Raw genomic sequence first — 22927 nt, 5'->3', positions numbered from 1 at the left:
CAGCGATTACTGCGAAAGGGGAGAACGGGCGGCGTTGCGCCGCCCTGCAACTCAATGCTCGTGGCAGACGTCGTTATGCACGGCGCGTTCGGCGCCACCGAGGATGTTGAACAGTACGTTCAGCACCAGGGCACTGACCGTCGCCATGGCGATACCACTGTGGGTGATGGGTTCCATCCACTGCGGCATCTGCGCGAAGAACTCAGGGCGCACCACGGGGATCAGCCCGAAACCGACGCTGACAGCGACCAGCAGCTGATTGCGACGGTCGCCGATGTCCGCTTCCTGGAGGATCTTGATCCCGGTGGCGGTGACCATGCCGAACATGGCGATGGACGCGCCGCCCAGTACCGCAGGCGGGATCGAAGCGATCAGGAAGGCTGCCTTGGGCAGCAGGCTGAGCAGAATCAACAGCCCGCCGGCGACGATGGTGACGAAGCGGCAGCGCACGCCGGTCATCTGCACCAGGCCGATGTTCTGCGCAAACGAGGAGTGGGTGAAGGTGTTGAAGAACCCGGCGATGAACGAGGCACCGGCATCGCACAGCAGACCCCGGCGCAGCATCCCTGGGGTGACTTCACGGTCAGTGACCTTGCCCAGGGCGAGGAACATGCCGGTGGACTCGACGAAGATGATCACCACCACCAGGCACATCGACAGGATCGGCGCCAGGCTGAAAGTCGGCATGCCGAAGTGCAGCGGTGTGACCACTTGCACCCAGGGCGCTTCGTTCAGGCCGGACAGGTCGACCATGCCGATGGAACCGGCCAGGATGTAACCCAGGCCCATGCCCACCAGCACCGACACGTTGACCCAGAAGCCGCGCATGAAGCGGTTGATCAACAGGATCACGGCCAGCACCAGGCCTGCCACCATCAGGTAGATCGGCGAGCCGAAGGCTTCGGCTTCATGGCCGCCGCCGGCCCAGTTGACCGCCACCGGGAACAGCGACAGGCCGATGGAGGTAATCACGGTACCGGTGACCAGCGGTGGGAAGAAGCGCACGACCTTGGACATGAACGGCGCGATCAGCATGCCGAAGAACCCGGCGGCGATGGTCGCGCCGAAGATCCCTTGCAGGCCCACGCCAGGCATGCCGGCCATGGCCACCATGCTGCCAACGGCAGCGAAACTGGCGCCCATCATCACTGGCATGCGGATCCCGACCGGGCCGATACCGAACGACTGGATGATGGTGGCGACACCGGCGACCAGCAGGTCGGCGTTGATCAGGAAGGCGACTTCTTCACGGGACAATCCGGCTGCCTGGCCAATGATCAAAGGCACGGCAATCGCGCCTCCGTACATCAGCAGAACGTGTTGCAGGCCAACCAGGATCAATTGGAACAGGGGCAGAGGTTCTCGCGGCGGCGCAACGGGAATGTACGCCTTGCGTGACTCGGACATGCAGCACCTCGAGTTTTGTTTTTATTCTCGGATCCAAGCGCCAGTTCGTGGCTGAACGCTCGATGCTTGCTTGTTGCGTGTTTCTTGTAACGAGGGCCGGCAGTGCCGGCCCTTTCGCGGCGCAAGGCCGCTCCCACAAGGAGAGTGTGTATCAGTTGACCTGGGCGCCTTTGGCAATCCAGTCACCGACGAGCTTGCGCTCTTCGGCAGTCATTTGGGTGATGTTGCCCAGCGGCATGATCTGGCTGGCGACCGCTTGCGCCTGAATGCGCGCGGCCTGGGCCTGGATCTGCTGCGGGGTGTCGAACATCACGCCGGCAGGGGCGGCGCTGAACAGTGGGCTGGTCGGCTTCGACGAGTGGCACACAGTGCAACGTTCCTGGATGACGGTGTGGATCTTGTCGAACGCGCCGCCACCCACCTGAGCGGTGGCTTGTGCCGGAGCTTCGGCCGGTGCGGCAGGGGCTTCAGCTGCCTTGGCGGCGTCTTCGGCGCGCTGCTCGGCTGCAGTCTTGCCACCTACAGCGGTCGCTGGCAGTGGCTGGTATTCGACCTTCGCCGCCGCCTGCTCAGGCGCGACAGCCATCGGCTTGGGACCGGTGACGTAGGCCAGGCAGATCATCGCCAGGGCACCGACCGGCAGGGTCCAGGCGTACTTGCTGCTGTCGTGGCGGGTGTTGAAGTAGTGGCGGATCAGTACCGCAGCTACCGCAATGCCGGCCAGGATCAGCCAGTTGTACTGGCTACCGTAGGTGCTCGGGAAGTGGTTGCTGATCATGATGAACAGCACCGGCAGGGTGAAGTAGTTGTTGTGACGCGAACGCAGCAGGCCTTTGGCCGGCAGGCGTGGGTCGGGGGTGGTGTTGCTTTCGATCGCTGCCACCAGCTGGCGCTGGGCCGGCATGATGATGCGGAACACGTTACCGACCATGATGGTGCCGATGATCGCGCCAGTGTGCAGGTACGCGCCACGGCCGCTGAACACCAGGCTGAAGCCCCAGCAGGCGGCAATGATCAGCACGAACAGCACGCCGCCAAGCAGCGCCGGGCGCTTGCCCAGTGGCGAATCGCAGAGCAGGTCGTAGATGAACCAGCCGGCCACCAGCGAACCGATACCAATGGCCACGCCCTCGGCACCGCTCAGGGTGCTGCCAGGGGCCAGCAGGTACAGGGTCGGATTCCAGTAGAACACCACGCACAGCAGGGCGATACCCGACATCCAGGTAAAGTAGGCTTCCCATTTGAACCAGTGCAGGTTCTCGGGCATTTTCGGGGGCGCCAGCTTGTACTTTTCAAGGTGGTAGATACCACCGCCGTGGATGGCCCAGAGGTCACCCGACAGCCCATCACGCGGATTGCTCCGGTTCAGGTTGTTTTCCAGCCAGACGAAGTAGAACGATGCACCGATCCAGGCGACACCGGTGATCATGTGAACCCAGCGAATGCTGAGGTTCAGCCACTCGTGAAGATGAGCTTCCACAGTATGTACCTCTGCCAGTCACCAAACGATGACGGACCTTTTCTTATTGGTGGGGATTGAGGATCAGCATCTGTTCCTCGGTGAAGTAATGCTCATCGCAGTTGTTGCCAGAACCACTGCGATCAACCACCAGGAAATCATCCCGCTTTTCGATCGTAAGCACCGGGTGGTGCCAAACGCCGCGATGGTAATTGATGCCCTGCCTGCCGTTGCTGCGGAAGGCGCGGACCAAGCCTGATACAGGTGCATCGCCAACGGGCGCGACCACGATCAGAAAGGGGTTGCCGAGCAGCGGAATGAAAGCCTGGCTGCCCAGCGGATGGCGTTCCAGCATGCGTACGGTCAGCGGCATGTCCAGCGCGTCGGCGCGGAAGATGCTGATGATCGCCTTGTCTTCGGGCTCGGCGGTCTCGACCGTGGCGAGCTTGTGAAAGCGCATGGTCGAGCCGTTGTTGATCATGAAGTGGTCGCTGCCATCGGTTTCGATCACGTCACCGAACGGGGCGAAGGCTTCTTTGGTCAGGGGCTCGATCATCAGGGTGCGCATGCGGTTATCTCTTCTGTTATTCGTTTTTTTAAATATGTTCGGCTGTCGCTTACAGCTGCAGCAGGCGGAACAGGGCGATCAGGTTGATCTGCGCCAAGGCTTCCTTGAATTCGGCATCGGCATCGTTGTGGATGCGCTTTTCGAACGAGGCGAGGATCTGGTGCCGGTTGCTGCCTTTCACCGCCATGATGAACGGGAACTGGAACTTGGCCTTGTAGGCATCGTTCAGCTCGGTGAAGCGGGCGAACTCTTCGGCGGTGCACTGGTGGATACCGGCGCCGGCCTGCTCGTTGGTGCTCGATTCGGTCAGCTCGCCCTGGACGGCGGCTTTGCCGGCGAGGTCCGGGTGAGCGTTGATCAGTGCCAGCTGGTCTGCGTGGTTGGCACTGAGCAGGATGTCGCTCATGCGCTGGTGCAGCACCTCGATCTCGTCCAGCTCGGCCAGCTGGCCCAGGTCATAGGCTTTTTCGGCGACCCACGGCGAGTGCTCGTAGATGTCGGCGAAGGCCTCGACGAACGCGTCGCGGCTCAGGGACGATGGCTTGAGGGTCTTGAAAGCGGTCATCAGGCGTTCTCTTTCTTGTACGGGTGGGTGGCGTGCCAGTGGCGGGCGATGTCCGCGCGACGGGCGAACCAGACCTGGTCGTGGCTCTTGGCGTAGTCGACGAAGCGCTTCAGCGCAGCGAGGCGCGCCGGGCGGCCGACCAGGCGGCAGTGCAGGCCGATGGACAGCATCTTCGGCGCTTCGGCACCTTCGGCGTACAGCACGTCGAAGGCGTCTTTCAGGTACTGGAAGAACTGCTCGCCGCAGTTGAAGCCCTGCACCTGGGTGAAGCGCATGTCGTTGGTGTCCAGGGTGTACGGGATCACCAGGTGCGGCTTGCCGGTCGGGTTGTTCGGCTCCCAGTAGGGCAGGTCGTCGTCGTAGGTGTCGCTGTCGTAGAGGAAGCCACCTTCCTCCATGACCAGGCGGCGGGTGTTCGGGCCGGTGCGGCCGGTGTACCAGCCCACCGGGCGCTCGCCGGTCAGTTCGGTGAGGATGCGGATGGCTTCGAGCATGTGCTCGCGCTCCTGGGCCTCGTCCATGTTCTGGTAGTCGATCCAGCGGTAGCCATGGCTGCAGATCTCGTGGCCGGCTTCGGCCATGGCGCGGATCACGTCCGGGTGGCGCTGGGCGGCCATGGCCACGGCGAAGATGGTCAGCGGGACGCCGCTGTCCTTGAACAGCTTGAGCAGGCGCCAGACACCGGCGCGGCTGCCGTACTCGTACAGCGATTCCATGCTCATGTTGCGCTGGCCCTGCAGTGGCTGGGCAGCGACCATCTCGGACAGGAAGGCTTCGGACTCTTTGTCACCGTGCAGGATGTTGCGCTCGCCACCTTCCTCGTAATTGAGCACGAAGGACAGCGCGATGCGCGCGTTGCCCGGCCATTGCGGGTGAGGAGGGTTGTTGCCGTAACCGATCAGGTCGCGAGGGTAGTCAGCGCTCACTGCAGTCTTCCTTCTTGTGCGTTTGTGCGGGGGTGGGCGGGCCGCGTCGGGATGTCGCACCACCGGATGGGCTGATTGTATACAACTTCTGAAATCTTTTGTAAGCCTGTTTTTCCGCATTTCTTCCCTTTTGTCGCATAAGAACGTATTGCAAGAAACCTGCCCAGTTGGTCAGTAAATGACATTGGCCTCGGCACAGGGCGTGAATCTGCGTCTTTTAGGCAGTGCGGGTAGTGAGCGACAGAAGGGCTTAAAAAATTGTGTACAATTTGGCGATGGAATGTCTTAATAACGTCATTCCCGCCCATCGCAGGCCCTTTGCCGTGCCGATGGCTGTGTATTTTTTGCCCACAGATTGAACAAGAGGCGACAAGCAATGGGACGTTTGACTACACACGTACTGGATGCCGCTCACGGCTGCCCGGGCAGCGCGATCAAGGTCGAGCTGTACCGTGTCGAAGGCCAGCAGCTCGAGCTGGTGAACACTGCCCTGACCAACAGCGATGGCCGCGTCGACGCGCCGCTGCTGCAGGGTGACGATTACCGTACCGGCGTTTACCAGCTGCAGTTCAGCGCTGGCGCCTACTACCGTGCGCGCGGCGTTCAGCTGCCGGACACGGCGTTTCTGGATGTTGTTGTGCTGCGCTTTGGCATCGACGAGAAGCAGGAGCACTACCACGTGCCGCTGCTGATTTCGCCGTATAGCTATTCGACCTATCGCGGGAGCTAGTTGGTCGCTAGAAGAATCTTCGTAGGTCCTTGGCCCGCTCTCACACTGGCGGGCTTTTTTTCGTCTGCTGTTTTTTGGGCTGTCTGGGCCGGCCTCTTCGCGGGGCAAGCCCGCTCCCACAGATTATGAGCAACTCTGTATGTGGGAGCGGGCTTGCCCCGCGAAGAGGCCGGCAGATTCAGAACAAAACAAAAGGGCGCCGAGGCGCCCTTTGTTGGTGCAAGGGGAATTAGAGGAACACAAACTTGGCAATGAAGATCGCACACAGCACCCACAGGCTGGCCGAGATCTCCTTGTACTTGCCGGTACCGGCCTTCAACGCCACATAGCTGATGAAGCCCAGGGCAATACCATCCGCCACCGAGAAAGTCAGCGGCATCATGATCACCGTGACGATCGCCGGAATGCTGTCGGTGGCTTCGTCCCAGTGGATGTGCGCCATGCTGCCCATCATCAGCATGGCCACGTAGATCAACGCACCGGCAGTGGCGTAGGCAGGAATCATCCCGGCCAGTGGGGCGAAGAACATCGCTGCGACGAACAACAGGCCGACCACGACCGCCGTCAGGCCAGTACGCCCCCCCGCAGCCACACCGGCAGCACTCTCGACGTAACTGGTCACCGGCGGCACGCCGACCACCGCACCGAACACGCTCGATGCGCTGTCTGCCTTCAACGCTTTCGACAGGCCTTCGATACGCCCGTCCGGCGCCACCAGGTTGGCCCGCTGGGCCACGCCCATCAGGGTGCCGGCGGTATCGAACATGTGCACGAAGAGGAATGCCAGCACCACGCTGATCATGCTGACGTTGAACACGCCAGCCACGTCCATGGCCATCCAGGTCGGCGCCAGGCTCGGCGGCATCGACATCACCCCGCCGAACTTCACCAGGCCCAGACCCCAGCCGGCCAAGGTCACGCCGATGATGCTGATCAGGATCGCGCCAAACACGCGCTTGTAGCTGAGGATGGCGATCAGCAGGAAGCAGATCGCCGCCAGCAGCGGGCCAGGCTCATGCAGCGAGCCCAGCTTGATCAGCGTGGCCGGGCTGTCGACGATGATGCCGGCGGTCTTCAGGCCGATCAGCCCGAGAAACAATCCGACGCCAGCCCCCATTGCATGGCGCAGGCTCACCGGGATGCTGTTGAGCAGCCACTCGCGCACTTTGGACAAGGTGAGGAACATGAACAGCACGCCCGAGACGAATACCGCGCCCAGTGCCGTTTCCCAGTTGTAGCCCATGGTCCCGACCACGGTGTAGGTAAAGAAGGCGTTCAGCCCCATGCCCGGTGCCAGGCCCACCGGCCAGTTGGCGTACAGGCCCATCAACAGGCAGCCGAGCGCGGCGGCGATGCAGGTGGCGACGAATGCCGCCCCGTGATCGATGCCGGCGTCGGCCATGATGTTGGGGTTGACGAAGATGATGTAGGCCATGGTGATGAAGGTGGTCACCCCGGCGATCAGCTCGGTTCTGACAGTGCTGCCGTGTTGCTTGAGTTTGAAAATCCGTTCCAGCCAACTCGTTTCGAGCGGTGGAGCGAGATCCAGCGTAGGTGCGTCGGATTTGCGGCTTTCCACAGCGATACTCCTCAAGTCTTTCTTGTTGTTCTTGGAGCCAGTGACCTGCGCAATGCACTTGGTGGCTCCGCGAGGGATTGGCAGACGTCTGACGCGCTTAGTTGACTCACGGGTCAAGAAGTTGCCCGATGGATTATGCTTTTGTGTACAAAGAAAGCAAATAATGTTTTATGTTTTGTGCGCACAATCTGCCGCGCAACGGCTATATAGGTAAAAGCCTACCTGCAGAAACGGCTCAGCCTGTGTACAATGGCGCCATACTTTCCTTCGCGCTTCGAGAGCTCATGAACGAACAGCTGCAACCTCTGAAGAAACCTTCACGTGCTGGCAAGGCTGGCCGCAGTGGTACCCAGGACGACATCGTCTATGCGCATATCTTCGAGGCGATCCTCGAGCAGCGCCTGGCGCCGGGCACCAAGTTGAGCGAGGAAGCGCTGGGCGAGATCTTCGGCGTCAGCCGCACCATCATCCGCCGCGCGTTATCGCGCCTGGCCCATGAAAGCGTGGTGCTGCTGCGGCCCAACCGCGGCGCGGTGGTGGCCAGCCCAACGGTCGAAGAAGCGCGCCAGGTGTTCTTCTCGCGGCGCATGGTCGAGCGCGCTATCACCGAACTGGCCGTGCAGCACGCCACGCTGGAGCAACTCAACGAGCTGCGTCAGATGGTGCGCGAAGAGCGCGACAGCTTCTCGCGCGGCGATCGCGGTGCCGGTATTCGCCTTTCCGGCGAATTCCACCTCAAGCTTGCGGAAGCTGCCGGCAATGCGCCGCTGGTCAGTTTCCAGCGCAGCCTGGTGTCGCAAACTTCGCTGATCATTGCCCAGTACGAGAGCGGTAACCGCTCACACTGTTCGTATGACGAGCACATGCAGCTGATCGATGCCATCGAGGCGCGTGACGCCGAACAGGCCGTGAGCCTGATGATGCATCACATGGATCACATCGACAGCAAACTCAACCTGGACGAAGAAAGTGCTTCGGATGATTTGCATGCGGTGTTCTCCCACCTGCTAAAAAAGCCGAAGGCTGCAGCCAAGGGTTGATCGTTTGCCTGAATGAATGAAGGGGCCGCTAAGCGGCCCCTTTCAGTTATCAGCGTTGGTGCACGCAGCGCCCCGCAGCGTATGTTTCACGCACTGTTCGATCATCACCAAGGGTCGTCAGAACGAACAATGTCTCCTCGATGTTCTTGGACTGCTGGATGCGGTAGTCCAGCAGCGGCGTGGCCTTGTAGTCGAGCACCACGAAGTCGGCATCGTTGCCCGGGCGAAGGCTGCCGATGCGGTCATCCAGGCGCAGCGCACGCGCGCCGCCGAGGGTGGCCAGGTACAGCGATTTGTACGGGTGCAGGCGCGCGCCTTGCAGCTGCATCACCTTGTACGCTTCGTTCAGGGTGTTGAGCAGCGAGAAGCTGGTGCCGGCGCCCACGTCGGTGCCCAGGCCGACGTTGACCTTGAATTTCTCTGCTTGCGGCAGGTTGAACAGGCCGCTGCCGAGGAACAGGTTGGACGTCGGGCAGAAGGCGATGGCCGAACCGGTCTCGGACAGGCGCTGGCATTCGTCGTCGCACAGGTGCACGCCGTGGGCGAATACCGAGCGTTCGCCGAGCAGCTCGAAGTGGTCGTAGACGTCCAGGTAGCCTTTCTGCTCAGGGAACAGTTCCTTGACCCAGTCGATTTCCTTGAGGTTCTCGGACAGGTGGGTGTGCATGTACACGCCCGGGTGCTCTTTAAGCAGCTGGCCGGCCACCGACAGTTGTTCCGGCGTGCTGGTTGGCGCAAAGCGTGGGGTCACCGCGTAGTGCAGGCGGCCCTTGCCGTGCCAGCGCTCGATCAGCGCCTTGCTCTCGGTGTAGCTGGTTTCGGCGGTGTCGGTCAGGTAGTCCGGTGCGTTGCGGTCCATCATCACCTTGCCGGCGATCATGCGCAGGTCCAGGCGCTCGGCCTCCTCGAACAAGGCATTGACCGATTGCGGGTGCACGCTGCCGAACACCAGCGCTGTGGTGGTGCCGTTGCGCAGCAGTTCCTTGAGGAAGATCTTCGCCACCTTGTCGGCGTGAACCTTGTCGGCGAACTGCTTTTCGCAGGGGAAGGTGTAGGTATTGAGCCAGTCCAGCAGCTGTTCGCCGTAGGAGCCGATCATGCCGGTCTGTGGGAAGTGGATGTGGGTGTCGATGAAGCCTGGGGTGATCAAGGCATCCTGGTAATGCACCACTTCAATGTCGGCGTCCAGCGTCGGCAGCAGCTCGCTGGCGTGGCCGAGGGCGCTGATGCGGCCGTCGTCGATCACCAGCAGGCCGTCCTCGTAGTACTCATGGGAGGCTTGCAGGCCGACCTCGGCCGGGTCGGCGATGCTGTGCAGAATGGCGGCACGGTAGGCTTTGCGGGTAACGGTCATAACACACTCGTCATAGGGCTTGGCTGCGCCGGGAGGGCGGCAGCAACTGGGCAATGGGGCCGGCGTTGACGCCAGCGTCGTGCTGGCCGAAGCAGGCGTTGTAGGTGGCGATGATTTCGCCGGCGATGGACACGGCGATCTCGATGGGCAGCTTGCCCTTGACCTCGGCGATGCCCATCGGGCAGCGCATGCGCGCCACTACGGCGTCATCGAAACCGCGCTCGCGCAGGCGGTGCTCGAACTTGACCCGTTTGGTCTTCGAGCCGATCAGGCCGAACCAGGTGAAATCGTTGCGCTTGAGAATGGCGGCGGTCAGTTCCAGGTCGAGCTGGTGGTTGTGGGTCATGACGATGCAATAGCAGCCCGCCGGGAGCTCGGCTACTTCATCGACCGGCTCCTCGCTGACCACCTTGGTCACCCCGTTGGGGATGAGCTCGGGGAATTCCTGTTCGCGCGAATCGATCCAGCGCACCCGGCAGGGCAGCGCGGCGAGCAAGGGTACCAGAGCACGGCCGACATGGCCCGCGCCGAACACGGCGATCTGCGCCTGCACGGCGGCCATCGGCTCGAACAGCAGCACAGTGACGCCACCGCAGCATTGGCCGAGGCTCGCGCCCAGGCTGAAGCGCTCCAGGTGCGGGGTGCTGCGGTGCTCTTCGAGCATCTGTCGGGCAATGTGCAGCGCCTTGAATTCAAGGTGGCCGCCGCCGATGGTGTCATATAGAGCGCTGGCACTGACGACCATTTTCGAACCGGCATTGCGCGGGGTCGAGCCGCGTTCCTCGATGATGGTCACCAGCACGCAGGGTTCGCCGCGGGACTGGTGGTCGGCGAGGGCGTTGATCCATTGGTGCATGATTCAACCTCTCTACAAAGATGCACGCGGTCCTTGTGGGAGCGGGCTTGCCCGCGAAGAACACACCGCGGTGCATGGCAAGGGCTTCGCCCTTGTTCGCGGGCAAGCCCGCTCCCACAGGGTTCGGTGGTGCACCGGTTACTGCGTTACGGTTTCCAGTTCGGGCGAGGCCGGCTGCGCCGCAGCCACTTCCTTGCGCATCTGCTCGCAGCCCCACAACACCCGCTCCGGGGTCGCCGGCGCGTCGATGTTCGGCTGCACGCGGTAGTCGGCGATGCTGGCCACGGCATCCTTGAGCGCACACCAGGCGGCGATGCCGAGCATGAATGGCGGTTCACCCACGGCCTTGGAGTGGAACACGGTGTCTTCCGGGTTCTTGCGGTTTTCCACCAGCTTCACCCGCAGGTCCAGCGGCATGTCGGCCACGGCCGGGATCTTGTAGCTGGCCGGGCCGTTGGTCATCAGCTTGCCCTTGGCGTTCCACACCAGCTCTTCGGTGGTCAGCCAGCCCGCACCCTGGATGAAGCCGCCTTCGACCTGACCAATGTCGATGGCCGGGTTCAGCGAGTCACCGACGTCGTGCAGGATGTCGGCGCGCAGCATCTTGTACTCGCCGGTCAGGGTGTCGACGATCACCTCGACGCAAGCGGCGCCGAAGGCGTAGTAGTAGAACGGCCGGCCGCGTGCCTGGCTGCGGTCGTAGAAGATCTTCGGCGTGCGGTAGAAGCCAGTGGTCGACAGCGACACCTGGGCGAAGTAGGCCTGTTGCACCAGCTGCTCGAAACTGACGATCTGGTCGCGCACGCGCACATGGCCGTTGCGGAACTCGACGTCTTCCTCGGTCACCTGATAATGCCGCGCGGCGAACTCGGTCAGGCGCTTCTTGAGGATCTCGGCCGCATTCTGCGCGGCCTTGCCGTTCAGGTCGGCGCCGCTGGATGCAGCGGTCGGCGAGGTGTTGGGCACCTTGTCGGTGTTGGTGGCGGTGATCTGGATGCGGCTGAAATCGACCTGGAACACCTCTGCCACGACTTGCGCGACCTTGGTGTTCAGACCCTGGCCCATCTCGGTGCCGCCGTGGTTCAGGTGGATGCTGCCATCGGTGTAGATGTGGATCAGCGCACCGGCCTGGTTGAGGAAGGTGGCAGTGAACGAGATGCCGAACTTCACCGGAGTCAGCGCCAGACCTTTCTTCAGGATCGGGCTGTTGGCGTTGAAGCGGCGGATCGACTCGCGGCGCTCGGCGTAGTCGCTGCTGGCCTCCAGTTCGGCGGTCATTTCCTCGAGCATGTTGTGCTCGACGGTCTGGTAGTAGTGGGTGACGTTGCGCTCGGTCTTGCCGTAGTAGTTGGCCTTGCGCACGGCCAGCGGGTCGCGGCCCAGCTGGCGGGCGATGTGGTCCATCACCTGCTCGATGGCGACCATGCCCTGTGGGCCGCCGAAGCCACGGTAGGCCGTGTTGGAGGCGGTGTTGGTCTTGCAGCGGTGGCCGTGCACGGTGGCATCGCCCAGGTAGTAGGCGTTGTCGGAGTGGAACATGGCGCGGTCGACGATCGAGCCGGACAAGTCGGGCGAGTAACCGCAGTTGCCAGCCAGGTCGAAGTTGACGCCATGCAGGCGGCCATCGTCGTCGAAGCCGACGTCGTACTCCACGTAGAACGGATGACGCTTGCCGGTCATCATCATGTCTTCGACGCGCGGCAGGCGCATCTTGGTCGGCTGGCCGGTCAGGCGCGCGATCACCGCGCACAGGCATGCCGGGCTTGCAGCCTGGGTTTCCTTGCCGCCAAAGCCGCCGCCCATGCGGCGCATGTCGAGCACCACCTTGTTCATCGGCACGTCGAGTACTTCGGCGACCAGCTTCTGCACTTCGGTAGGGTTCTGCGTGGAGCAGTAGACGATCATGCCGCCATCTTCGGTGGGCATCACCGACGAGATCTGCGTTTCCAGGTAGAAGTGTTCCTGGCCACCGATGTGCAGGGTGCCCTGCAGGCGGTGCGGGGCGCTGGCCAGGGCCGCTACCGAATCACCGCGCTGGTGGGTGTGGCTGTCGAGCACGAAGTGCTTCTTGCGAAACGCCTCGACCACGTCCAGTACCGGCTCCAGGTCTTCGTACTCGACGATCGCGGCCATCGCCGCGCCGCGTGCGGTTTCCAGGTCGCGTGCGGCCACGGCGAGCACCGGCTGGCCGAAGAATTCGACCTTGTCGATGGCCAGCAGCGGGTCACCGGCGACCACCGGGCCGATGTCCTTGAGGCCGGGGATGTCCTCGTGGGTGATGGCGATGCGCACGCCCTCGAAGGCATAGCACGGCGTGGTGTCGATGCGCGTGATGCGCGCATGGGCGCGGTCGGCGGTGCGCGCATAGACGTGCAGCTGGTTGGGGAAGTCCAGGCGGTCGTCGATGTATACCGCCTCGCCAGCCACGTGCTTGTCGGCGCTGTCGTGCTTGACGCTGCGCCCGACCCCGGTGGTCAGGTCCTGGCTGAACAGTTCGGCCATCTCGGCCTGGCTCTTGACGACGTGATGGTTAGACATAGTCGGTCACCCGGGTTTCGATGTACGGCGTTTGCAGTTCGATGAAGTATTTACGCAGCAGGTTCTGCGCGGTCAGCAGGCGGTATTCCTTGCTGGCGCGGAAGTCGCTGAGCGGCGTGAAGTCCTCGGCCAGGGCCTGGCAGGCACGCTCGATGCTGGCCTGGTTCCAGGGCTTGCCGCGCAGCGCGGCTTCACAGGCGCGGGCACGCTTGGGGATCGCGGCCATGCCGCCGAAGGCGATGCGCACACCGCTGACCACGCCGTCTTCGATGCTCAGGTTGAAGGCGCCGCACACCGCCGAGATGTCGTCGTCCAGGCGCTTGGATACTTTGTAGGCGCGGAAGGCCCAGTCATTGCTGGCTCGTGGCACGATGATCTTCTCGATGAACTCGCTGTCCTGGCGGGCAGTGATGCGGTAGTCGATGAAGTAGTCTTCCAGCGGCATCGTGCGCTGGCGTTCGCCCTGGCGCAGGACGATCTGCGCATCGAGTGCGATCAGCAGGGGCGGTGAGTCGCCGATCGGCGAGGCGTTGCCGATGTTGCCGCCGAGCGTGCCCTGGTTGCGGATCTGCAGCGAGGCGAAGCGGTGCAGCAGGTCGCCGAAATCGGGGTATTCCTCGTTGAGTGCGCCGTAGCAGTCGGTCAGCGAGGTGGCGGCGCCGATTTCCAGGTGGCTGGCGGTCTTGTCGATGCGCTTGAGCTCCGCCACGTGGCCGACGTAGATCATCACCGGCAAGGTCTTGTGGAACTGCGTGACCTCCAGCGCCAGGTCGGTGCCGCCCGCCAGCAGGCGTGCTTCCGGGTGCGAGCTATAGAGGTCGGCGAGGTCGGCGACGGTCAGCGGCACCAGGCAGCGCTTGTCGCCGCTGTTGAGTTCGCCGGTCTGGGTCGGCGCGATGGCCTTGAGGCGGCTGATGGTCTGCGTCTGCTGGGCGTCGAACTGGTCGCGGCAGGGCAGGCGGCAGCTTTGCTCGGCGGCGTCGAGGATCGGCCGGTAGCCGGTGCAGCGGCAGAGGTTGCCGGCCAGGGCTTCCTGGGCCTGATGCAGGTCATGGCCCTGGCTGTTCTTCTGCAGGGCGAACAGCGACATGACGAAACCGGGGGTGCAGAAGCCGCATTGCGAGCCGTGGCAGTCGGCCATGGCCTGTTGCACGCTGTGCAGTTGGCCTTGATGCTTGAGGCCTTCGACGCTGATCAACTGCTTGCCGTGCAAGGACGAAACGAAGGTCAGGCAGGAGTTGAGGCTGCGGTAGCGCAGGCTGTCCTGACCATCATCATCCTGGGTCAGCTCGCCGACCACCACGGTGCAGGCGCCGCAGTCGCCGCTGGCGCAGCCTTCTTTGGTGCCGGGTTTGCCCAGGTGCTCGCGCAGGTATTGCAGCACCGTCATGTTCGGGTCCAGGGCGTGCTCGCTGCGTAGCTCCTGGTTGACGAGAAACTGGATCACGGGGATGGCCTCGCAATGGTTTTATTGTTGTTGGGCGGACAATAAGCAGAGCTGACGCGCTGGTCAATAATTTTCTGACTCAAAGGTCAAGAAGTTGTGCGCGAGCCCATCTGGCTGCCCAAATTACCCATACTTCAAGCATAGATCGCGCCGTACAAGTGGCTGCCTGGCGGGTCAAATAAAGCCCGTCGCCCCTCTGCGCGAGTGCTGGCCAAGTGCGCTACAATCGCCCACTTGTGCCCAGTTCAATGATTTTGAAGGAAAACCATGACGTTCAAGGCGCCGGACAGCCTCTCCGAGCAGATTGCCGACTACCTGGCCGAACGCATCATCCGTGGCGAACTCGTGCCCGGTGAGCGCATCCAGGAGCAGAAGGTTACCCAGGCGCTGAACGTCAGCCGTGGCTCGGTGCGCGAGGCGCTGTTGATCCTCGAACGTCGCCATCTGGTAGCGATCCTGCCGCGCCGTGGCGCCCACGTGACCAAGCTCGATGAGCGCAGCGTGCGCAGTCTGTGCGCCTTGATGGGCGAGTTCTACATCCTGTTGGGTAATGCCGTCGCGCAAAAATGGCGCACCGACAGCGACCTGCGCCCGTTCCTGGACATCCAGCAACGCCTGCAGCTGGCCCGCGAGCAAGCCGACATCAAAGCCTTTGTCGCCGACAGTTTCGCGGTGATGCGCGCCGCCTATCCGTTCGCCGACAACCCTTATCTGCAGGAAACCGTGGAAAACCTGCAACCGGCCATGAGCCGCGCTTACTACTTGGCCCTGGACCAGCGCCAGGCCAACATGATCGATTACCTGGAACTGTTCGCCAGCCTGCTCGACGCCGTGGTCGCCCGTGACCTGCCGCGCATCCGCGAGGTACTGACCGCCTATTGCCAGCGCAGCTGCGAGCTGGTGCTGGCGGCGCTGGCCCGAGGCTGACCGATGCGCCTTAAGTGCATTCGCCTGGCCGGGTTCAAGTCGTTCGTCGACCCCACCACGGTCAACTTCCCCAGCAACATGGCGGCCGTGGTCGGCCCCAATGGCTGCGGCAAGTCCAACATCATCGATGCGGTGCGCTGGGTGATGGGCGAAAGCTCTGCGAAGAACCTGCGCGGCGAGTCGATGACCGACGTCATCTTCAACGGCTCCACCAGCCGCAAGCCGGTAAGCCAGGCCAGCATCGAGCTGATCTTCGACAACAGCGAAACCACGTTGCTGGGCGAGTACGCGGCCTACGCGGAAATTTCCATCCGTCGCAAGGTCACCCGCGATGGGCAGAACACCTATTACCTCAACGGCACCAAGTGCCGGCGCCGCGACATCACCGACATCTTTCTCGGTACCGGCCTGGGACCGCGCAGTTATTCGATCATCGAGCAGGGCATGATCTCCAAGCTGATCGAAGCCAAGCCCGAGGAACTGCGCAACTTCATTGAAGAGGCCGCAGGCATCTCCAAGTACAAGGAGCGGCGCCGCGAGACCGAGAGCCGAATCCGCCGTACCCAGGAAAACCTCGCACGCCTGACCGACCTGCGCGAAGAACTGGAGCGTCAGCTGGAACGCCTGCACCGCCAGGCCCAGGCCGCCGAGAAGTATCGCGAATACAAGGCCCAGGAGCGTCAGCTCAAGGCGCGCCTGTCGGCCCTGCGCTGGCGCGACCTGGATGAGCGCGTGCGCCAACGCGAAGCGGTGATCGGCGATCAGGACGTGGCCCACGAGGCACTGGTCGCCGAGCAGCGTAACGCCGATGCCAGCATCGAACGCCTGCGCGATGGCCATCACGAATTGTCCGAACGCTTCAATCAGGTGCAGGGCCGCTTCTATTCGGTGGCCGGCGATATCGCCCGGGTCGAGCAGAGCATCCAGCACGGCCAGCAGCGCCTGCGCCAATTGCAGGTTGACTTCAAGGAAGCCGAGCGCACGCGTCTGGAAACCGAATCGCACCTGGGCCATGACCGTACGCTGCTGGCCACTCTCGGCGAAGAGTTGGCCATGCTCGAACCCGAGCAGGAAATGACCCTGGCTGCGGCCGAAGAGGCCGCCGCCACCCTCGAAGAAGCCGAACTGGGCATGCACGGCTGGCAAGAGCAGTGGGACAGCTTCAACACCCGCTCCGCCGAACCGCGCCGCCAGGCCGAAGTGCAGCAGTCGCGCCTGCAGCAACTCGAAGCCAGCCTGGAACGCATGGCCGAGCGCCAGCGCAAGCTGGGCGAGGAGCGCGACCAGATGGCTGCCGACCCGCAGGATGGTGCCTTGCTGGAACTGTCCGAACAGTTGGCCGCCAGCGAGATGCAGCTGGAAGAATTGCAGCTGTCGGAAGAACAGGTAGTCGAACGCCTGGAGGGCGTGCGCGAGCAGTTGCAGCAGGCGACACACGCCCAGCAGCAACAGCAGGGCGACCTGCAGCGCCTGGGTGGTCGCCTGGCGTCGTTGGAGGCTTTGCAGCAAGCTGCGCTGGAGCCTGGCGCGGGCGCGGCTGACTGGCTGCGCGGCCAGGGCCTGGAGCACCGCCCGCGCCTGGCCGAAGGGCTGCGGGTTGAGCCAGGTTGGGAGCTTGCGGTGGAAACCGTGCTGGGCGCCGACCTGCAAGCCGTGCTGGTGGACGATTTCGTCGGGCTCGATTTTGCCGAGCTCGAACAAGGCGAGTTGCGCCTGCTGGTGCCGGGGGCAGAGGGAACCCGTCAGTCCGGCAGCCTGCTCGACAAGGTCGAAGGGCGCACCGATCTGGCCCCCTGGCTGGCTCAGGTCAGGCCAGTCGAGGATCTCGCCCAGGCCATGGCCCAGCGCGCATCGCTGGCTGAAGGGCAAAGTCTGGTCAGCCGCGATGGTTACTGGGTCGGCCGGCATTTCCTGCGCGTCAGCCGGGGTGGCGATGCCCAGGGTGGCTTGCTGGCCCGGGGTCAGGAAATCGAACGCCTTGGCGAGGAACAGCTGACACTCGAAGCCGCACTTGAGCAATTGGAAGAGCAATTGCAATCATTGCGCGAGCAGCAACTGGGCCTGGAAGAAGAGCGTGAACAGCTGCGCCGTCGCACCCAGGAAGAAGGCCGCCAGCATGGCGAGCTCAAGGCCAGTCTTTCGGCAGGCCGTGCCCGTGCCGAGCAGGTCGAGCTCCGTCGTCGCCGTCTAAATGAAGAATTGACCGAACTCCAGGAACAGCGTGCCTTGGAGCATGAGCAACTGGGTGAGGCGCGCCTGGTGCTGCAGGAGGCCCTGGACCTGATGGCCCAGGACACCGAGCAGCGCGAACAGTTGATGGCCCGTCGCGATACCTTGCGCGAAGGCCTCGACCGCATCCGCCAGGAAGCCCGCCAGCACAAGGACCACGCCCACCAGTTGGCCGTGCGCCTGGGCTCGCTGCGCGCCCAGCACGACTCCACCCAGCAGGCGCTGGAGCGCCTGGAGCAACAGGCTGCGCGCCTGAGCGAGCGACAGGAGCAACTGAGCCTGAACCTGGAGGAGGGCGAGGCACCTCAGGAAGAGCTGCGCCTGAAACTTGAAGAATTGCTGGAGCGGCGCATGAGCGTCGATGAGGAAATGCGCCAGGCCCGCCTGCACATGGATGAAGCCGATCGCGCCCTGCGCGATGCCGAGAAGCGTCGTACCCAGGCCGAGCAGCAGGCCCAGTTGCTGCGCGGCCAGCTGGAACAGATGCGCCTGGAGAACCAGGGCCTGGATATACGGCGCAAAACCCTGCAGGAACAATTGCTGGCTGACGGCTACGATTTGCAGGGCGTGCTAGCCACCGTCGAGGCCGAGGCCAGCGAGCAGGGCACCGAGCAGGAATTGGAGCAGATCGATGCGCGCATCCAGCGCCTCGGTGCGATCAACCTGGCGGCGATCGAGGAGTACGAGCAGCAGTCCGAGCGCAAGCGCTACCTCGACGCCCAGGACGCCGACCTGGTCGAGGCACTCGATACCCTGGAAAACGTCATCCGCAAGATCGACAAGGAAACCCGCAACCGCTTCAAGGATACCTTTGATCAGATAAATGCCGGATTACAGGCACTTTTCCCAAAAGTTTTCGGTGGTGGCAGCGCGTATCTGGAACTGACGGGCGAAGATCTACTCGATACAGGGGTGACGATCATGGCGCGCCCGCCGGGCAAGAAGAACAGCACCATCCACTTGCTGTCCGGCGGCGAGAAAGCACTGACCGCATTGGCGCTGGTGTTTGCCATTTTCAAGCTGAACCCCGCACCGTTCTGCATGCTCGACGAGGTCGATGCACCGCTGGACGATGCCAACGTCGGGCGGTATGCCCGGCTGGTCAAGGAAATGAGTGAAAGCGTGCAGTTCATCTACATCACCCATAACAAGATTGCCATGGAAATGGCCGATCAGTTGATGGGGGTAACCATGCACGAACCGGGTTGTTCACGTCTTGTTGCAGTTGATGTTGAGGAGGCGCTGGCCATGGTCGACGCCTGATGAGCGAAGATAGGGCGAATTCCGCAGGGAAATGCCCCCGTCATGTGCGACAGACGGTGTAAAGTTGTCTTTGGTCGTGCTAGCTTAATGTCACTCGTTTTTTGCGTGGGTAAAACGCCTGTCAGAACATAGAGTTGGCGCCACGTGTTAAAGGGCTTTGAAGCCTTTGTTTTCAAGCATAATTTTATAGAGGCACGGGATTACATGGAAATCGGTCTGCGCGAGTGGCTGATCGTCATCGGCATCATTGTCATCGCCGGTATTCTTTTCGACGGCTGGCGCCGCATGCGCGGCGGAAAAGGCAAATTGAAATTCCGTCTGGATCGCAGCTACTCCAATGTGCCGGACGACGAGGGCAGCGCTGAAGTGCTCGGCCCGTCGCGGGTGCTGGAGACCCAGAAAGAGCCGGAACTGGACGAAAGCGACCTGCCGTCGCTCAGTGCGCCTGTGCGTGAGCGCGAGCGTGAGCCGAAGCCGGCCAAGGCCAGCAAGCGTGGCAAGCGTACCGCCGAAGTTCAGCCGCAGGGCAACCTGGATCTGGTGGCCGAGCCACGCGAGCCGGACCTGTTCGCCGACAGCGACGACGACTTTGCCGCCGACGACAAGCGCAGCAATGGTTTCGCCGCCAGCGGCAATGCCGCCAAGGAGCTGCCACCGGTCGAGGAAGTGCTGGTGATCAGCGTGATCTCCCGCGACGAAGGCGGCTTCAAGGGCCCGGCGCTGCTGCAGAACATTCTCGAAAGTGGCCTGCGTTTCGGCGAAATGGACATCTTCCACCGCCATGAAAGCATGGCCGGTCACGGCGAAGTGCTGTTCTCCATGGCCAACGCGGTCAAGCCCGGCATTTTCGACCTGGACGACATCGACCACTTCAGCACCCGTGCGGTGAGCTTCTTCCTCGGCCTGCCAGGCCCGCGTCATCCGAAGCAAGCCTTCGACGTGATGGTCGCAGCGGCGCGCAAGCTCGCCCACGAGCTCGATGGCGAGCTAAAGGACGACCAGCGCAGCGTGCTGACCGCGCAGACCATCGAGCATTACCGCCAGCGCATCGTCGAGTTCGAGCGCCGTGCGCTGACCCAGAAACGCTGATGTCATTGAGCGAGCGGACCATGCCCTGGTCTTGCTCGCTTCGTTTCAAGCGCAAGAGCAGCCTAGGGCTGCTCTTTTGCTTTGCAAGAGAACCTGAAGAATGAACGCCGAATCCCGAATCCACGAACTGCGCGCCGAGCTTGATCAGCACAACTACCGTTACTACGTGCTCGACGAGCCCAGCGTCCCAGACGCCGAGTACGACCGCCTGTTCAACGAGCTCAAGGCCCTCGAAGCCGAGCATCCACATCTGGTAACGCCTGACTCGCCGACCCAGCGTGTTGGCGGCACCGCCCTGGCCGCGTTCAGCCAGGTGCGTCACGAAGTACCCATGCTCAGCCTGGGTAACGCCTTCGAGGAAGCCGACCTGCGCGAATTTGGCCGCCGTGTCGTGGATGGCCTGGACCAGCCGGGTGCCGTCGATTTCAGCTGCGAGCCCAAGCTCGACGGCTTGGCGGTAAGCCTGCTGTATCGTGATGGGCAATTGGTGCAGGGCGCCACCCGTGGCGATGGCACCACGGGCGAAGACATCAGCGCCAACGTGCGCACCGTGCGCAACATTCCGCTCAAGCTGCAGGGCGAAGGCTGGCCGGCGGTGCTCGAAGTGCGTGGCGAAGTGTTCATGAGCAAGGCCGGTTTCGACCGCCTCAATGCCTCTCAGGCCGAAGCCGGTGGCAAGACCTTCGCCAACCCGCGCAATGCTGCAGCCGGCAGCCTGCGCCAGCTGGACTCGAAGATCACCGCCAGTCGCCCGCTGGAATTCTGCTGCTACGGCGTGGGGCAGGTCTCCGCCAGCATCGGCGACAGCCACATCGGTATCCTCGAACAGCTCAAGGCATGGGGCCTGCCGATCAGTCGTGAGCTTCGGCACGCCGCCGGCATTGAAGAGTGCCTGGCCTACTACCGCGACATTGGCGAGCGGCGCAACAGCCTGCCGTATGAGATCGATGGCGTAGTGTTCAAAGTCAACAGCCTGGCGTCCCAGCGTGAACTCGGCTTCCGCGCTCGCGAGCCGCGCTGGGCCATCGCCCACAAGTTCCCGGCCATGGAAGAGCTCACCGAGGTGCTGGATGTCGAATTTCAGGTCGGTCGTACCGGTGCGGTGACGCCTGTGGCGCGCCTGAAGCCGGTCAAGGTGGCCGGGGTGACCGTATCCAATGCCACGCTGCACAACATGGACGAAATCGCCCGCTTGGGCCTGCGCATTGGCGACACCGTAATCATCCGCCGTGCCGGTGACGTGATCCCCCAGGTCATGCAGGTGGTGCTCGAACGGCGTCCCGAAGATGCCCGCCCGGTACAGGTGCCCACTGAGTGCCCGGTCTGTGGCTCGCAGGTCGAGCGCACCCAGCTGGTCAAGCGCAGCAAAGGCAAGGAAACCACCAGCGAAGGTGCGGTGTACCGCTGCGTCGGTCGCCTGGCCTGTGGTGCCCAGCTCAAGCAGGCGATCATTCACTATGTGTCGCGCCGCGCCATGGATATCGATGGCCTGGGCGAGAAGAGCGTCGAGCAGTTGGTGGACGAAGGCCTGATCGGATCGCCGGCCGACCTGTACAAGCTGGAATTCGACCAGATCGTCGGCCTCGAAGGCTTTGCCGAAGTTTCCAGCAAGAAGCTGCTGGATGCCATCGAGGCCAGCAAGCGCCCGAGCCTGGCGCGTTTCATCTATGCCTTGGGCATCCCGGACGTGGGCGAGGAAACCGCCAAGGTCCTCGCCCGCTCGCTGGGCAGCCTGGCGCGGGTGCAGCAGGCATTGCCGCAGGTGTTGACCTATCTGCCGGATATCGGTCTGGAAGTGGCGTACGAAATCCACAACTTCTTCGAGGACGAGCACAACCAGAAGGTCATCGAGCAATTGTTGGCCAGTGGCATGCAGTTGCAGGATGAAGGTGAGCTGGCCGCCGAGTTCGCGGCGAGCACCACCTTGGCTGGGATGATCGCCAAGCTCGATATCCCCTCGGTGGGGCCAACGGGTGCGGAAAAGCTGGTGGCCAAGCTCGACAACCTGGACAAGATCATCGCCGCTGACGGTATCGACTTGCGCCAGGCCCTGGCGGCCAAGCAGGCTGATGCCGTGCGCGAGTTCTTCAAGGACGAGGCCAATCAGCAACTGGCGCGTGACATCGAAGCGCAGTTGCTGGCCTTTGGCATGCACTGGAACAGCGAGAAGAAAGTCGCTGAAGGTTTGCCGCTGGCTGGCCAGACCTGGGTGCTGACCGGCACGCTGGAGCGCATGAGCCGCGACATCGCCAAAGAGAAGCTGGAAAGCCTCGGTGCCAAGGTGGCTGGTTCGGTTTCCGGCAAGACCCATTGCGTTGTAGCTGGACCAGGCGCCGGCTCCAAGCTGGCCAAGGCCAGTGAGCTGGGCGTGAAGGTGCTGGATGAAGATGCGTTCGTTGTGTTCCTGGGCGAGCAGGGCATCACTGTCTGATCGCTGTGTCCAGGCCCCCTGAGATACCTGTGGGAGCGGGCTTGCCCCGCGAAGAGGCCGGTGCAGCCCTACCAATCTGGACAAGTCATTGAGAAATGATGACTTTTTCTCCCGCAGAGGTTGTAACTTCGCCCCAGACCGGTACAATGGCGCGGCTCGCTGCTTGGCGAGCCGCGTAGTGGTGGCCCCATCGGTCCCCCCGCATTGATTACCCGTTAACCTGGTCAGGCCCGGAAGGGAGCAGCCATAGCGGGAACATCGAGTGCCGGGGTGTGGCTGGTGGGGCCGCCTCCATTTCTGGGGTCGGAAAATCTATCTGCCTCTTGCCGATCGGCCTGCTCAATTCTAGGAATTCTCCTACGCCAAAATGAAGGGCGGGTGAATTATCCTACGCAACCTGTCGACACCCGTCTGATTGTTCCTGGAAACCTCGCTCTATAGGCTTTTGCGGTCGCTGTCGGTTCAGCGATCGGGTGTGGAAGCCTGGGGTTCGGTGTTGTCGCTATGACAGTTGTGCGC

The 22927-nt window shown here is 62.8% G+C and carries 16 protein-coding genes and 1 other RNA gene; 7 read left to right on the top strand and 10 right to left on the bottom strand.

The genetic code is table 11. The features are described 5' to 3' along the window. Positions 1–51: 51 nt before the first annotated feature. From ACIPZF_RS23115 to puuE, 5 genes are all read right to left on the bottom strand, one after another. Positions 52–1407 (bottom strand): nucleobase:cation symporter-2 family protein, encoded by a 1356-nt coding sequence (locus ACIPZF_RS23115; RefSeq protein ID WP_400803653.1) that lies wholly within the window; start codon positions 1405–1407, stop codon positions 52–54. A gap of 151 nt (positions 1408–1558) precedes the next feature. Further along, complete coding sequence (locus ACIPZF_RS23110) at positions 1559–2887, bottom strand: urate hydroxylase PuuD (RefSeq protein WP_400803652.1); 1329 nt, start codon at positions 2885–2887, stop codon at positions 1559–1561. A gap of 43 nt (positions 2888–2930) precedes the next feature. Then, entirely contained in the window at positions 2931–3434 is a 504-nt protein-coding gene (locus tag ACIPZF_RS23105) for an ureidoglycolate lyase (RefSeq protein WP_027592958.1), read from the bottom strand. Between the two features lie 49 nt (positions 3435–3483). After that, the gene (uraD, locus tag ACIPZF_RS23100; RefSeq protein ID WP_400803650.1) at positions 3484–3999 is read right to left on the bottom strand and encodes a 2-oxo-4-hydroxy-4-carboxy-5-ureidoimidazoline decarboxylase; all 516 of its coding nucleotides are present in this window, start codon (positions 3997–3999) and stop codon (positions 3484–3486) included. Further along, positions 3999–4925, bottom strand: coding sequence for an allantoinase PuuE (puuE, locus tag ACIPZF_RS23095; protein WP_060508235.1), 927 nt, complete (start codon positions 4923–4925; stop codon positions 3999–4001). Before puuE ends, uraD begins: the two co-directional genes overlap by 1 nt. A gap of 376 nt (positions 4926–5301) precedes the next feature. On the opposite strand from puuE, the gene uraH reads away from it, so the two are divergent. Further along, on the top strand, positions 5302–5655 hold the full coding sequence (gene uraH, locus ACIPZF_RS23090) for a hydroxyisourate hydrolase (RefSeq protein WP_400803648.1): 354 nt from the start codon (positions 5302–5304) through the stop codon (positions 5653–5655). A gap of 229 nt (positions 5656–5884) precedes the next feature. On the opposite strand, the gene ACIPZF_RS23085 is transcribed toward uraH, so the two are convergent. After that, positions 5885–7234 (bottom strand): NCS2 family permease, encoded by a 1350-nt coding sequence (locus tag ACIPZF_RS23085; RefSeq protein ID WP_400803646.1) that lies wholly within the window; start codon positions 7232–7234, stop codon positions 5885–5887. Positions 7235–7518: 284 nt separating this feature from the next. Between ACIPZF_RS23085 and ACIPZF_RS23080 the strand changes: the two genes are divergently transcribed. Continuing rightward, entirely contained in the window at positions 7519–8274 is a 756-nt protein-coding gene (locus tag ACIPZF_RS23080; RefSeq protein WP_400803644.1) for a GntR family transcriptional regulator, read from the top strand. A 49-nt stretch (positions 8275–8323) separates the two neighbouring features. On the opposite strand, the gene guaD is transcribed toward ACIPZF_RS23080, so the two are convergent. The 4 genes from guaD to xdhA all read right to left on the bottom strand — a co-directional run bounded on the left by guaD (position 8324) and on the right by xdhA (position 14469). Further along, positions 8324–9628 carry a guanine deaminase gene (gene guaD / locus ACIPZF_RS23075; RefSeq protein ID WP_400803642.1) on the bottom strand — a complete coding sequence of 435 codons (1305 nt, stop codon included), beginning with the start codon at positions 9626–9628 and terminating at the stop codon, positions 8324–8326. Between the two features lie 10 nt (positions 9629–9638). Next, positions 9639–10484: a xanthine dehydrogenase accessory protein XdhC gene (gene xdhC, locus ACIPZF_RS23070; RefSeq protein WP_400803640.1), complete on the bottom strand. Its 846-nt coding sequence runs from the start codon at positions 10482–10484 to the stop codon at positions 9639–9641. A gap of 138 nt (positions 10485–10622) precedes the next feature. Continuing rightward, a complete protein-coding gene (xdhB, locus tag ACIPZF_RS23065; protein ID WP_400803637.1) occupies positions 10623–13022 on the bottom strand; it encodes a xanthine dehydrogenase molybdopterin binding subunit in 2400 nt (799 codons plus the stop codon). Beyond that, positions 13015–14469 (bottom strand): xanthine dehydrogenase small subunit, encoded by a 1455-nt coding sequence (gene xdhA / locus ACIPZF_RS23060; protein ID WP_400803635.1) that lies wholly within the window; start codon positions 14467–14469, stop codon positions 13015–13017. Before xdhA ends, xdhB begins: the two co-directional genes overlap by 8 nt. 267 nt (positions 14470–14736) lie before the next feature. Here xdhA and ACIPZF_RS23055 point away from each other — a divergent pair, with 267 nt between their 5' ends. The 5 genes from ACIPZF_RS23055 (at position 14737) to ffs (ending at position 22693) form a co-directional block, all read left to right on the top strand. Further along, entirely contained in the window at positions 14737–15396 is a 660-nt protein-coding gene (locus tag ACIPZF_RS23055; protein ID WP_400803633.1) for a GntR family transcriptional regulator, read from the top strand. 3 nt (positions 15397–15399) lie between these two features. Continuing rightward, positions 15400–18888 carry a chromosome segregation protein SMC gene (gene smc / locus ACIPZF_RS23050; RefSeq protein WP_400803630.1) on the top strand — a complete coding sequence of 1163 codons (3489 nt, stop codon included), beginning with the start codon at positions 15400–15402 and terminating at the stop codon, positions 18886–18888. Positions 18889–19092: 204 nt separating this feature from the next. Further along, entirely contained in the window at positions 19093–19977 is an 885-nt protein-coding gene (gene zipA / locus ACIPZF_RS23045) for a cell division protein ZipA (RefSeq protein ID WP_400803627.1), read from the top strand. A gap of 100 nt (positions 19978–20077) precedes the next feature. Then, entirely contained in the window at positions 20078–22408 is a 2331-nt protein-coding gene (gene ligA, locus ACIPZF_RS23040; protein WP_400803625.1) for an NAD-dependent DNA ligase LigA, read from the top strand. A 188-nt stretch (positions 22409–22596) separates the two neighbouring features. After that, an RNA gene (ffs, locus tag ACIPZF_RS23035) (signal recognition particle sRNA small type) lies at positions 22597–22693 on the top strand. Positions 22694–22927 lie beyond the last annotated feature (234 nt).

This window comes from Pseudomonas sp. NPDC089752, from assembly GCF_044748725.1.
In the GTDB taxonomy this organism is placed as follows: Bacteria; Pseudomonadota; Gammaproteobacteria; order Pseudomonadales; family Pseudomonadaceae; genus Aquipseudomonas.
This window is presented reverse-complemented; position numbering and strand designations above follow the sequence as displayed.